Annotated in this window: 10 protein-coding genes and 1 pseudogene; 6 read left to right on the top strand and 5 right to left on the bottom strand. The window is 32.0% G+C overall.

What is annotated here, in order from left to right:
- The first annotated feature begins 63 nt into the window (after positions 1 to 63).
- From odhB to Q0678_RS09205, 3 genes are all read left to right on the top strand, one after another.
- Positions 64 to 1,278 (top strand): 2-oxoglutarate dehydrogenase complex dihydrolipoyllysine-residue succinyltransferase, encoded by a 1,215-nt coding sequence (gene odhB, locus Q0678_RS09215; protein ID WP_299056978.1) that lies wholly within the window; start codon positions 64 to 66, stop codon positions 1,276 to 1,278.
- A gap of 100 nt (positions 1,279 to 1,378) precedes the next feature.
- Positions 1,379 to 3,781: a helix-turn-helix domain-containing protein gene (locus tag Q0678_RS09210; RefSeq protein WP_299056976.1), complete on the top strand. Its 2,403-nt coding sequence runs from the start codon at positions 1,379 to 1,381 to the stop codon at positions 3,779 to 3,781.
- Positions 3,782 to 3,810: 29 nt separating this feature from the next.
- Positions 3,811 to 4,326, top strand: coding sequence for a gamma carbonic anhydrase family protein (locus Q0678_RS09205; RefSeq protein ID WP_299056974.1), 516 nt, complete (start codon positions 3,811 to 3,813; stop codon positions 4,324 to 4,326).
- Positions 4,327 to 4,382: 56 nt separating this feature from the next.
- Here Q0678_RS09205 and Q0678_RS09200 read toward each other — a convergent pair whose 3' ends face one another.
- On the bottom strand, positions 4,383 to 4,850 hold the full coding sequence (locus Q0678_RS09200) for a Spy/CpxP family protein refolding chaperone (protein WP_299056972.1): 468 nt from the start codon (positions 4,848 to 4,850) through the stop codon (positions 4,383 to 4,385).
- A 168-nt stretch (positions 4,851 to 5,018) separates the two neighbouring features.
- On the opposite strand from Q0678_RS09200, the gene Q0678_RS09195 reads away from it, so the two are divergent.
- Positions 5,019 to 6,641 (top strand): mechanosensitive ion channel family protein, encoded by a 1,623-nt coding sequence (locus Q0678_RS09195; protein ID WP_299056970.1) that lies wholly within the window; start codon positions 5,019 to 5,021, stop codon positions 6,639 to 6,641.
- A gap of 16 nt (positions 6,642 to 6,657) precedes the next feature.
- Here Q0678_RS09195 and Q0678_RS09190 read toward each other — a convergent pair whose 3' ends face one another.
- From Q0678_RS09190 to Q0678_RS09175, 4 genes and pseudogenes are all read right to left on the bottom strand, one after another.
- Positions 6,658 to 7,608, bottom strand: a complete 951-nt coding sequence (locus Q0678_RS09190; RefSeq protein WP_299056967.1) for a tRNA-dihydrouridine synthase family protein — start codon at positions 7,606 to 7,608, stop codon at positions 6,658 to 6,660.
- 109 nt (positions 7,609 to 7,717) lie between these two features.
- Positions 7,718 to 10,210, bottom strand: a complete 2,493-nt coding sequence (locus tag Q0678_RS09185; RefSeq protein WP_299057172.1) for a zinc-dependent metalloprotease — start codon at positions 10,208 to 10,210, stop codon at positions 7,718 to 7,720.
- A 112-nt stretch (positions 10,211 to 10,322) separates the two neighbouring features.
- A complete protein-coding gene (locus tag Q0678_RS09180) occupies positions 10,323 to 10,925 on the bottom strand; it encodes a carboxymuconolactone decarboxylase family protein (RefSeq protein ID WP_299056964.1) in 603 nt (200 codons plus the stop codon).
- Between the two features lie 73 nt (positions 10,926 to 10,998).
- Positions 10,999 to 11,121, bottom strand: a pseudogene (locus Q0678_RS09175) (hypothetical protein); the annotation flags it as partial.
- 235 nt (positions 11,122 to 11,356) lie between these two features.
- Here Q0678_RS09175 and Q0678_RS09170 point away from each other — a divergent pair.
- Together Q0678_RS09170 and recJ are read left to right on the top strand one after the other, a co-directional pair.
- Positions 11,357 to 11,785 carry an OsmC family protein gene (locus Q0678_RS09170; protein WP_299056962.1) on the top strand — a complete coding sequence of 143 codons (429 nt, stop codon included), beginning with the start codon at positions 11,357 to 11,359 and terminating at the stop codon, positions 11,783 to 11,785.
- A gap of 20 nt (positions 11,786 to 11,805) precedes the next feature.
- Positions 11,806 to 13,491, top strand: a complete 1,686-nt coding sequence (recJ, locus tag Q0678_RS09165) for a single-stranded-DNA-specific exonuclease RecJ (protein WP_299056959.1) — start codon at positions 11,806 to 11,808, stop codon at positions 13,489 to 13,491.
- Position 13,492: the final 1 nt, after the last annotated feature.

Here is a 13,492-nt window from a genome sequence, read left to right as displayed (position 1 = left end):
AAACATAAAAAAGTAATAAATTAGTTGTTAAAGTAATATTTAACGAAAGAAAAATAAGAACTGATGATTTTAGAAATGAAAGTTCCTTCTCCGGGAGAATCGATTACAGAAGTAGAAATTGCAACTTGGTTAGTTGAAGATGGTGATTATGTAGAAAAAGATCAGCCGATTGCCGAGGTAGATTCAGACAAAGCAACCTTAGAATTGCCTGCTGAAGAAAGCGGAATTATTACGCTTAAAGCAGAAGAAGGTGATGCTGTTGCTGTTGGCGAAGTGGTTTGTTTAATTGATACAAGTGCTGCAAAGCCTGCTGGCGATGCGACTAGTAAAGAAGCTGCTGCACCTGTTGCAGAGCCTACTGCACCAAAACCAGCACCTGCACAACCAACAACTACCTATGCTACAGGTACTGCTTCTCCTGCTGCTAAGAAAGTTTTAGCAGAAAAAGGAATGGAAACTACGGGTATTGTAGGTACCGGTAAAGATGGAAGAATTACTAAAGAAGATGCTGTAAAAGCAGTGCCATCTATGGGAAGCCAGCCAGCTAACGGATCTAGAAATACAGAGCGTAAAAAAATGTCTATGTTGCGTAGAAAAGTAGCAGAGCGTTTGGTTGCTGTAAAAAGTGAAACTGCTATGTTAACTACTTTTAACGAAGTTAATATGCAGCCGATTTTCGATTTAAGAAGTCAGTTTAAAGAAGCTTTTAAAGCAAAACACGGAGTAGGTTTAGGTTTTATGTCTTTCTTTACTTTAGCAGTAGTTAGAGCATTAAAATTATACCCAGATGTAAACTCGATGATCGATGGAGATTTTCAAATAAAGAACGATTTTCAAGATATATCAATCGCAGTATCTGGGCCAAAAGGACTAATGGTACCTGTTATTAGAAACGCAGAAAACCTATCTTTTAGAGGGGTAGAAAGTGAAGTAAAACGTTTAGCGATAAGAGCTAGAGACGGGCAAATTACTATTGATGAAATGACGGGTGGTACTTTTACAATTACCAACGGTGGTGTTTTTGGTTCTATGTTATCGACACCTATTTTAAACCCTCCTCAGAGTGGTATTTTAGGGATGCATAATATAGTTAATAGACCAATGGCAGTTAACGGTAAAGTAGAAATACAACCAATTATGTATGTGGCTTTATCTTACGATCATAGAATTGTAGACGGACGTGAGTCTGTTGGTTTTTTAGTTGCTGTTAAAGAAGCGTTAGAAAATCCGGTAGAGTTGTTAATGGATAACAACCCAACAAAAGCCTTAGAAATGTAACCCAAAATTTGGGCTTATAAATATTGAAAATCCTAAGCATTTTGCTTGGGATTTTTTATGTAATAATTACAGATTGATTACCTTGCATTAAAAAGTGAAAATGTCAAAAAATCCTGAATTAGAACTTGCTTTACAGTTTATAGATAAAACAGATAGAAATCTTTTTATTACAGGAAAAGCGGGTACAGGAAAAACTACTTTTTTACATAAAATTAAAAAAGATTCTTTAAAAAGAATGGTGATTGTAGCACCTACTGGTGTAGCAGCAATTAATGCAAAAGGGGTTACTATTCACTCTTTTTTTCAAATGCCATTTGGGCCTATTTTACCCAATCAGCCACCAAATAACCAACAACGTCGGTTTTCTAAAACTAAGATTGATATTATAAAATCGTTAGATTTAGTTGTGATCGATGAGATTTCTATGGTAAGAGCCGATCTTTTAGACGGAATAGACCAAGTAATGAGGCGTTATAAAAATAGAGATAAAGTTTTTGGAGGTGCTCAAATTTTAATGATTGGAGATTTGCAACAGTTAGCTCCGGTTGTTAAACCTAATGAATGGAGTTTATTGCAAAATCATTACAATACTGTTTATTTTTTTAGTGCTAAAGCCTACCAAGAAGCAAATGTAGTTTCTATTGAATTGAAACATATTTACAGGCAAAAAAATGAGGATTTTATTAAGATTTTAAATGAAGTTAGAACCGATACTTTATCAAACGAATCTGCAGAAATATTAAATAGAAATTACAATCCATCTTTTTCTCCAACCTCAGACGAGGGGTTTATTACCTTAACAACGCACAATAATAGAGCGAATTTAATTAACAATTCTGAATTAAATAAACTAACGAATAAAAGTGCTTTTTTTAAGGCTGAAATTTCTGGAAAGTTTAGTGAAAATTCTTTTCCTAATGACGAAAATTTAGAGTTAAAATTAGGAGCACAAGTAATGTTTATTAAAAATGACTCTTCTCAAGAAAAAAGATATTTTAATGGAAAAATAGGGATTATTACCTCAATTTCTAAAGATTCTGTGACAGTTAAATGTCCGAATGATACAGAAGAGATTGTTACAGAAAAAGAAACATGGTCTAATATTAATTATTCAATTAACGAAGAAACAAAGGCCATTAAAGAAGAATTGATAGGTGCTTTTACTCAAATTCCGTTGCGTTTAGCCTGGGCAATTACCATTCATAAAAGTCAGGGTTTAACTTTTGAGAAAGCTATTATTGATGCAGAAGCGTCATTTGCGCATGGCCAAACCTATGTAGCATTAAGTAGATGTACTTCTTTAGATGGGTTGGTGTTAAAAACAAAAATTACCAGCAACGCAATTATTAATGATAGAACCGTAAGTGTTTTTAATGAAAGTGTAGAAGAAAATCATCCAGATGAAACTATTTTAAACAATTCTGAAAAGCAATTTCAGTTAAATTTAATCGAAGAGTTGTTTAATTACCAAGCGTTCTTATATCCGATTAGTAGATTGATAGACATTTTTTATAAAAATAAAACGAGTATTAAAGGTGATGTTATCAATCATTTGCAAACCATAAAAGATGATGGTGTAGTTTCATTAATGAAAGTATCTAATGGTTTTAAACAACAATTATTAGCAATTGCAGAAAGCAATTCGATATTGCCAGAAAACGATTCTCAAATTCAGGAAAGGTTTGCAAAGGCAATTCATTATTTTGTAAATCAAACAAAAACTAATATTCTAAAGCCATTAAATACGCTAGCTTTTTCTTCGGATAATAAAACTGTAAAAGCAGATTTTTCTAAACAATTTGATGCCTTACAAGAAAAGGTTTTAGAAAAATTATTTGCCTTACAAAAAATGGCAGATGGGTTTAAAACCCAAAACTATCTTAATATAAGAGCAAAAGCAGTATTGCAAAACACTGTAATTACCAAAAAGAAAATAGTACCTTCTAAAAGAGATCCTATTTTAGCATTAAGATTACGAGAGTTAAGAGATGATATTTCGAAGTCTCTTGGCATTCCACATTTTCAAATTTTTACCCAAGATACTTTATATGCCATCTGTGATGGGCTTCCGAGAAACGAAAAAGAGTTGCTTAAAATTGCAGGTATGGGAAAAACAAGAGTTTCTAAATATGGAACAGAGATTTTAGAAACCATAGAAACGTATTGTAAAGAAAACGGAATTGATGCTTTAAAAAATCAGAAAAAAGAAAGCAAAAAACCAACCAAGCAAATTTCTTTAGAATTATTTAAATCGGGGTTATCTATCAAAGAAATTGCCAAAGAACGCAGTTTAACAACTGGTACCATAGAAAGTCATTTGGCTAGTTTTATTCTTTCTGGCGATGTTGATGTTTTAGAGTTGATAGAACTTAAGAGGTATAAAAAAATTGTAAAAGCTATTGAAGAAACTGAGTATAAGAATCTAACAGAGTTAAAAGAAAAAGTAGATACATCTTTTACTTTTATGGAGTTAAGAATGGTTTTACTATCTATGGAATCTTAGTTTTTTAATATTTATTCATACAAAATAACATGAAAATAATTAAGCCAGTAAATGGCAAACATCCAATTATATCAGCAGATTGTTTTATTGCAGAAAATGCCACAATTATTGGTGATGTTGTAATAGGTAAACAGTGTAGTGTCTGGTATAATGCAGTAATTCGCGGAGATGTACACGCCATAAAAATCGGTAATAAGGTAAACATACAAGATGGTGCTGTAGTGCATGCTACTTATAAAAAATCGGCTACTACAATTGGTAATAATGTTTCTATTGGACACAATGCCATTGTGCATGGTTGTACTATAAAAGACAATGTTTTAGTGGGTATGGGGGCTATTGTAATGGACGATTGTATTGTAGAATCAAATTCAATTATTGCTGCTGGTGCGGTAGTTACAAAAAATACAATTGTTAAAAGTGGTTCTATATATGCTGGTGTGCCTGCCAAAAAAGTAAAAGATATTTCAGAAGCATTAATATCTGGAGAAATTAATAGAATTGCAGATAATTATGTAGAATATTCAAGTTGGGTTAAAGAATAAAACCCCAGCTTATTAATTAATAAACTGGGATTTGTGTTTGAGTTAAAAAAAGATTACTAATTGTTTTCTCTGTGTTCAGCACCTCTTTTATCTCCTTTTCCTTTCTTCTTATTTTTTTTCTGATGCATTTCTTTTAAATTTCTGCGTTTTTGCATTTTTTCAAACTTTTCAAATTGCTCTTTATTCAAAATACTCTTCATTTTCTTTTTCATAGCAATTTGATTGTCTAAATGACTCATTCTTTTCTTATAAACCTCAGAGTCTGTTGGTCTTTTTTTAGCTTCTCTGTCAGCTTTTCTTTGCTCCATCATACTTTTTCTTTCAGCTGCTTTTGCCATTAAAATAGGCTTAATTTCTGCTTGTTGTTTTTCAGATAAATCTAAAGCCAATGTCATTTTTTTTATGGCTAAATTGGTTTGTTGCTCTTCAGATAATTTTACACGCTTACCATCTTTCTTTTCTTGTGCTTGAACACCAAATGTTATTGCCAATACTAAACTTAAAATACTTACTAATTTTTTCATAATTTATTTGTTTTAATTTTTTAGATATACTTCTTTGACTTGTTTATTTTTAAAAGGTTTAACAAGTTAGTTTTCTTTAACAGGTAATTAACAATTGTATTTGTTTGGCAAACTTTTAATTGAAAAGAGTTAAATTTGTTCTTTGTTAAATAATTAGAATATAAATAGATGAAAAATTTCTTTTGGTGCCTACTGTTGTTACCTTCTTTTATAATTGCTCAAGATTCTACTAAAGTTGATTTAAGCACACCACAAGCTACTATTTATACCCATTTATATTTCTTGCAAAAAGAAACTTACAATGCTAAAAATGCTGCCAAAACCATTTTTGGGTTATCAGAAAGTAAGGCAATTGAAAAAGCCATTAAAATAAAAAGAATTTTAGATGGTAGAGGTCTCTTTGTAGATTTAAATAAAATACCTAAAACTGCAAATTATAAAGATAGTGTTGGGTATTCATCAAGTTTTAAATACGTGCTTTTTCCGCAAAGAATGCCTTCTATTTATGTAGAAAAAATAGAAGATAACTGGTATTATTCTGCAGAAACAATAGCTAGTTTAGAGGCATTGTACAAAGAGGTTTTTCCTTGGTACATTCAAAAATTACAGCAAATTATACCTGTGTTTGGTCATCAAAAAGTTGGAGGCTTTGAATTTTGGCAATTGCTAGGTTTATTATTGCTATTTGTCTTTGCAGGTTTTTTGTTTTTTATTAGCAAGCGAGTTGCCTTTTTTGTGCTAAAAAAAATACAGATGTTATTAACTAAACATTCTAATTTAGAGGTAAATAAGGTGTTAAAAAAGTTAGCGCACCCAATTAGTTTATTAATTGTGGTTGCATTTTTCATCAAAATATTTCCATCACTTCAATTTAGTTTGGGAATCAATACATGGGTGTTTTTAATTTTAAACATTGCTAAAACTGTTTTTTGGATTTATGTTTTTCTGAAATTAGTGCAAGTTATCATGCAAATTTATTCAGATTTTACAGAAAGAACGCATGGTCGGTTAGACGATCAATTAGTGCCTATTTTAAACAGCCTGTTTAAAGGTTTAGTAATAGTGGTTGGTATTTTTAGATTATTGGTTTTATTTGGTGTAGATACAACTACCTTATTAGCAGGAGCTACTATTGGTGGTTTGGCCTTTGCATTAGCGTCTCAAGACACGGTAAAGAATCTAATAGGTACCATTATGATTTTTTTAGACAAGCCTTTTCATATAGAAGATTGGATAGAAGCATCTGAATTTTCTGGAACCGTAGAAAAAGTTGGTTTTAGGTCTACTACGGTTAGAGCAGCAGATACTTCTGTATATCAAATACCAAATAGTAGGTTGTCTGAGATTGTTATAAATAATAAAGGTTTGCGTTTATTTAGACGTTACAATACAAATTTAGGCTTGCGTTATGATACACCACCAGAGTTAATAGAAGCTTTTGTAACAGGTGTTAGAGAGATTATTATTGCACATCCAGAAACAAGGTCTGATTCTTATAATGTAGAGTTTACAGGCTTTGGTGATTCTGCTTTATTAGTAATGGTAAATGTCTATTTTAAAAGTTTGGCTTGGGGTACAGAACAATCCTCTAAACACAGATTGCACATTGCCATTGTTAAGTTAGCCAAAAATTTAGGGGTTGATTTTGCTTTCCCTTCAACCACAGTAACTATCGAGAATTTTCCTGATAAGAAAGGTTTAAATCCGACTTACAACATCGATAAAGAAAAAATAGATGCTGCAATTGTAACCGTATTAAATGAGTTTAATGCAGAATCTTCATCAAAATAAAAAGATTAAGTAGCTACTAGTTTTGTGCTTCCTTAAAAATTTCTTTTACTGCAATAGAGTAGTTTTTTGGGTTTTGAGCTTTTTTAATCTTTTTGTAGGTCTTTTGTGGGTTTGCAAAACTTTTAGAAAAATACTCCCAAAAACCAAGCATTTTCATTTTTATGGGTGTTGGGCCAGAGAGAGCGGCATCATATTCTTGGTAAATGCGATCGTGAAAATCATTAAAAATAGCAAATCTATTTTTAGGGTAGTCGGTGGTATTGTTTTTAATCATGCTTGGTAAAAAAGGATCTGCAATAAGACCGCGTCCTATCATCCAGTGATCTATTTTGGGAAACCGATCTTGTAACTTTTTAAAAGCCGTTACAGAGGTAATGTCTCCGTTGTAATACATTGTATGTTTGCTATTGTCTAAACATTTTTGAAAAGCTTCTAAATCGGTTCCGCCTTTGTACAATTGTTTTCCAATTCTAGCATGAATTGCAATGTTTTTAAGAGGATATTTGTCTAAAACAGGCAATACAGATAAAATTTCATCTGCTTTTTCATAGCCCATCCTCATTTTCATAGATACTAAAACATCAGATTCATTATGTACCCGATTTAGAATGTTGTCTATTTTTTCAAAATCATTAATTAATCCAGAGCCCATTCCGCGTTTTGTAACCATTGGGTAGGGGCAACCAAGATTCCAGTTTAATTCTTTGTATCCTAATTCTCTTATGTATTTTGCAACAAACAGAAATTCATCTACATCATTAGTTATTATTTGCGGTATTACTTCTAAAGTAGTATTGTTTTCTATTAAAAGGTCTTTTTGGTAAGAGTTTTTTATTACCATCTTACCATTCAATCTAATGTATGGCGAGTAAAAAGTGTCTATACCACCAAAAAAATGATGAAAAGCATTTCTAAATTTATAATCTGTAAAACCTTGTAAAGGAGAAGATAGTAAAGTGGGATTCATAAAAAATAATATTCTGTAAATATAGTATACTTTTTATAAGTTTGTATGTAAAGAAAGCCCCTTGCTATTTTAAAAATAGCAAGGGGCTTTAATATAAGCTCTATTTTAATTACTTAGGATCTAAAATTGTATCTATTCTATCTACAACATCCTTTAAGTGGTAACGCGTTAAAGTATTTCCTCTGTTAGATGCTGCTTTTACATCTTTTTGTAAGCGTTTAAGTTCGCCTCTTACAACAGATTTAATATCTGATTGATTTAACGTAATACCTGATTGTTTGAAGTAGCCACTGTTTGCGCCTCTTTGATCTTTTGCTGTGTTTAACAAGTAATCTAATCGGTCTAGGTATGCTCTTTGTAGGTTACGTCTGTAGGTGTCTAAAGATTTACCTGCATAAATTTCAGACCAAATACCACGGCGTAAATCATTCATCATACTTACTAAAGAATATGATTTAGAACCATTAATGGTTTCGTTTTCAATCATACGAGCCATTCTACCAGCATCTAAAATATTGTTTACTGTTCTTGCTTGTAAGCCTCTTACTCTTTCTACAGAACCAGAAAACTCTGTTTTGCTAAAGATATTTTTATCTAACATCCAAGTAGGTGTTTTAAACAACTCTGCAATAACAAATTGTAAAGCCTCCTTTTGCTTGGCTTTATTTACATGAGTGTAAACTGCACCTTCTTGGTCTGTTGTTTTATAAAATTCATACACACCACCAATATTTGCGGTTACATGTCCCATGTATCTGTTAAACTGACTTAATACTTGCCCGTACATAGTAGATAAATCATCGTAATTCTCTCCTTTTTCAGCAGTCCATTCTTCCAATCGAGGTAAAATTCTTTTCAAATTTTTAATTCCATAGTAAGAAGCTTTCATAGCATCATCACCTAAATCTTCTGTTTGAGAACTTGGGTCTACTACGCCACCAGCTTGTTGGTGTCCAAAGCGATACATTAAGTCTCCCTCATGTTTCAAAATCCAAGAATCTAAGATTGGTTTTTCGTCTTTGGCATCAGTATCTAATATAGGTCTGTATCCCCAAGAAATGGCATATTTATCATACACACCAATATTTGGCATTAAGGCAACACCTTTATCTTCTGGTTGTGCTATGTAGTTAAAACGAGCGTAATCCATAATAGAAGGCGCTGTACCATATTTTTTAGTAAAAGTAGCAGAACGTAAAGAATCTACTGGGTAAGCAGTAGAGCTACCCATGTTATGGGGTAATCCTAAAGTATGACCTAATTCATGAGAGGAAACAAATTTAATTAATTCGCCCATGGTTTCTGTCTTAAAATTGTTGCCTCTTGCCTCTGGATTGATCGCTGCCGTTTGAATGAAAAACCAATTGTGCAATAAAGACATTACATTGTGATACCAGTTAATATCTGATTCTAATATTTCACCAGAACGCGGGTCACTCACGTGAGGGCCGTTTGCATTAGGTATTGGCGATGCTAAATATCTAATTACAGAATATCTAATATCTTCTGGGCTATATTCTGGATCTTCCTCTTTAGTAGGTGCTCTTTTAGCAACAATTGCATTTTTAAATCCGGCAGCTTCAAAAGCAACTTGCCAGTCATTTACACCTTGTATAATGTATGGCACCCATTCTTCTGGTGTTGCTCTATCTACATAATAAACAATTTGTTTTTTAGGTTCTACCAATTCTCCTCGTTTAAACTTTTCGATGTCTTCGTCTTTAACTTCTAAACGATATCTATCTAAATAAGTAACAGTTTTACTTTTTTGAGCCTCTAAACCATAATCAGTTTGTCCGCGAGCAAACCATCCAACACGTTCATCAAAATACCTACGTTTCATAGGTACTTTAGGTAATAAAATCATTGAATTACTCATTTCTAGTGTAATAGAGCCTAGAGCGCTGTTTGAAGGTGCTTTGCTTGCAAAGTAGGTTTTTACATGTCTTACTTCTATGTTTTTTGGGTAGCTGCTTACTCTATCAATGTAAGAGCGGTCTTTGTCCATTCTGGTTACAGCGTATCTTTTTCTGTAATAACCAGGGAAACCTAATGGTTTAATGTCTGTAGCAAATAAAGACGTTGCATCTATTACAGTTGCTGTAGAGTCTTTACTAATCGCTTTAATAGGAAAAGAAAATAAGATAGGTTCTAAGTTAGAGTTTACCACTGCTTCGTGTACAGGTAAAATAGTATCTGCAACAATATCATGAGAAACTATTCTTAAAAGAATTTGTTTGTTTTTCTTTTCCCAACGAAGTACTTGTGTGTTTGTTTTTCCACCGCCAAAGCCTATGCCATTGGCTGTTTTAGCAATTCTAGTAACCATTAACATTTCTCTTTTTAATAGAGAGTCTGGTATTTCGAAAAGGTATTCATCATTTTTTACATGTACTTTAAAAAGTCCTTGGTCTGTTTTGTGGTCTTTTGTAACCACTTTACTGTAAGGTTTTAAAGCGCCTTTTTCTGGCTTTTCTTTTGGTTTTTGGGTAGATTTTACCGGTTCTTTTTTCTTTTTTTTCCAAAATTGAGCATCAACTTCAGAAGAAAAACCTAGTACAAAAAGAACTAAAACTAATTTAGAGAGTAAGTTTTTTATCATCATTATTATTTATAAATTAAGAGTTTCCGAATTTAAGAAAACTAAAAAGAGGTTTTCTTAAATAAATGTTAAAGAGAAGTGATATTTAAAAAGCAAGCTTTACTAGTTTGTATTAGTATTTAGAGCCATTGTGTTTGCCAACATTAAAACCATGTTTTCCTAAATACTGGTTACCACTATCAATAGCGTCTTCTTCTAATGTAGTTCCCATAGAATCGTTCCATCTATTTAAATATCCAAAGAGAGAAATTACGCCTAACATTTCTACAATTTCACCTTCATTCCAATACTTGTAAAGAGCTTCTTTTATTTCTAAATTTACTGCATTAGGCACCATAGATGCTGCTAGCGAAAAATTTAAAGCAGCTCTTTCGGCATCAGAAAAAGCTGAATGTGTTTTGTAATTCCAAATATTATCTAACTTTTCTTGTTCTGCGCCATAACGTTCTGCAGCTCTAATTGCGTGTGCTTGGCAATATCTACAACCCGTTGCATTACTAGAAACCCAAGCAATCATTCTCTTTAATGCAGAAGTTACTCGGCCTTGGTTTGCCATAACTGCTTTGTTTAAGTTGATAAATGCTTTCGATATTTCGGGCCTGTGTTGCATTGTTAAAACAGAATTGGGACAAAAACCCAGTGTTTCATTAAAAAATTCGGCTAACTTCTTAGTTTCTAAATCATGAGTGGCTTCTAAAGGTGTTACTAATGGCATAGTTTTATGTATATTGTTGGTTATAAAGATATCTATTTTTTAACTTTACAATAAATAAAATTGAAGAAAATGGTTAGCGGACCAAACTAAAACTTCCGTTTTTGTTAATTATACTTCCATTAACATCGTTAATAATTACTTGAAACCAATAGGTGTTTGCAGGTAGTAATTTGCCTTGGTATATTCCGTTCCAAGCTTCTGATGCAGTACTTGTTTAAAAAGTGATTATCCAATAGCTGAAATAGAGGGAGGATTATTGGTTTGTGATTGCACAAAACTAGAGATCAATAATATTAATGAAAAAAATAAACATTTTTTTGAGGGCACAGTTTTACATATTTTAAGTAGTATCTTCAACGTGTTTTCATACTTTTGTATAAAAGTACGAAATACGATAACAATTTTTAAAAATCTACAAAAAAAGATTCTATATGGCATCAAACTTAGTAACAACAACATGGGTAAAAAATAACGAATTTGAATCTAATAACCCAAGTGAACACAAGTTAACAATGTTTAATAATGCAGATGATAATGGTAGTTTGGTTGGTTTTGCGCCCAAAGCATTAATGTTATCTTCTTTAGCAGGCTGTTCTGGGTTAGATGTAGTAGCACTTTTAAAGAAAATGCGTGCAGAAGTAGCAGATTTTAAAATTATTGTTACCGCAGAATTAACAGAAGAACACCCTAAGTTTTATAATGAAGTAAAAGTAGATTATCACTTTACAGCAGACGACTTACAGCCAGAAAAAATACAAAAAGCAGTAAACTTATCTGTTACCAAATATTGTGGAGTGATGGAAATGTTTCGTCAATTTGCAACTGTTAAAACTGAAATATTTTTACATAATACGCTTTAATTAAAACGATTTTAATTGCTATGAGATGGACTTTTCAAGAAGATATAGATACTAATAAAGTACAGCAATTAGCAAAAGAACTTCAGGTAGACACTGCGATAGCAAAAATACTTTGCCAACGAAAAATAGACACTTTCGAAGCTGCTAAAAATTATTTTAGACCAAGTTTAGAGTCCATTCACAATCCTTTTTTGATGAAAGATATGGACTTGGCTGTTGAAAGAATTGAAAAAGCAATTGCCAATAAAGAAAATATTTTAATTTATGGAGATTATGATGTAGATGGCACTACTGCAGTTTCTCTAGTGTCATCTTATTTAAAGACAATTCATACACAAGTATCTACTTATATACCAGATAGGTATGCAGAAGGTTACGGTATTTCTTATATGGGTATCGATTATGCACATGACAATGATTTTTCGTTAATTATTGCCTTAGATTGTGGCATAAAAGCCATAGATAAAGTAGCGTATGCTTCTCAAAAAAATATAGATTTTATTATTTGCGATCATCATAAGCCAGGAGAAACATTACCTAAAGCAGTTGCTGTTTTAAATGCTAAAAGAGTAGATTGTAATTATCCTTTTGATGAATTATGTGGTTGTGGTGTTGGGTTTAAATTAATTCAGGCATTGGGGGTTTCTAGAAACCAATCCATTGCTCATTTTTTGCCTTATTTAGATTTGGTTGCTACTGCCATCGCTGCAGATATTGTGCCAATGAACGGAGAAAATAGGGTATTGGCTTATTTTGGCTTACAGGTTATAAATGATGCGCCCAGAAATGGTATTAAAGCAATAATTAATCAAACTAAAAAAACAGTATTAACAATAACAGATGTTGTTTTTATAGTAGCACCAAGAATAAATGCTGCAGGTAGAATGAAACATGGTAATTATGCTGTTGAACTATTAACTGAAATGGATTTTGAAACAGCTTTAGATTTTGCCGCTTCTATAGAGATTTTTAATGCAGACAGAAAAGATTTAGATAAAAAAATAACCAATGAAGCTTTAATACAAATTATTGATAATGATGAAGAAGAACGTTTTTCTTCGGTAGTTTATCAAGAAGATTGGCACAAAGGGGTGATTGGTATTGTTGCCTCTAGATTGATAGAAAAATATTACAGACCAACACTTGTTTTTACAAAAAGTGGTACTAAGTTAGCCGCCTCTGCAAGATCTGTAAAAGGTTTTGATGTGTATAATGCTTTAGAAGCCTGTAGCGAATATGTAGAGCAGTTTGGTGGTCATAAATATGCTGCAGGGTTAACAATGTTGCCAGAAAACTATGATAAATTTAAAGCTAAATTTGAAGAAGTAGTTGCCAAAACAATCGATAAAAAATTATTAACAGAAGAGGTTTTTATTGATTCAGAAATTGATTTATCAGAAATTACCCCTAAATTTTTTAGAATTATTGCGCAAATGGCGCCATTTGGTCCTATGAATATGAAACCAACTTTTAAAACTACCTGTGTTAGAGATAATGGGTATGGTAAACAAGTTGGTGCAGATAAAAATCATCTTAAATTAAATGTTTTTCAAGGGGATAATAAAAACACCTTTAACGCTATTGGTTTTAATTTGGGGGACAAATTAACTTTAGTGAAAAATGATTTTGATATTGTATATTCTTTAGATGAAAATGAATGGAACGGTAGAAAATCTATTCAGTTACTACTAAAAGATTTAAAATAAA

Origin of the sequence: uncultured Polaribacter sp. (genome assembly GCF_947497125.1) — a bacterium.
Classification (GTDB): Bacteria; Bacteroidota; Bacteroidia; order Flavobacteriales; family Flavobacteriaceae; genus Polaribacter.
The sequence above is the reverse complement of the archived record's forward strand: the minus strand, read 5'-3'. Positions and strand labels throughout refer to the sequence as shown.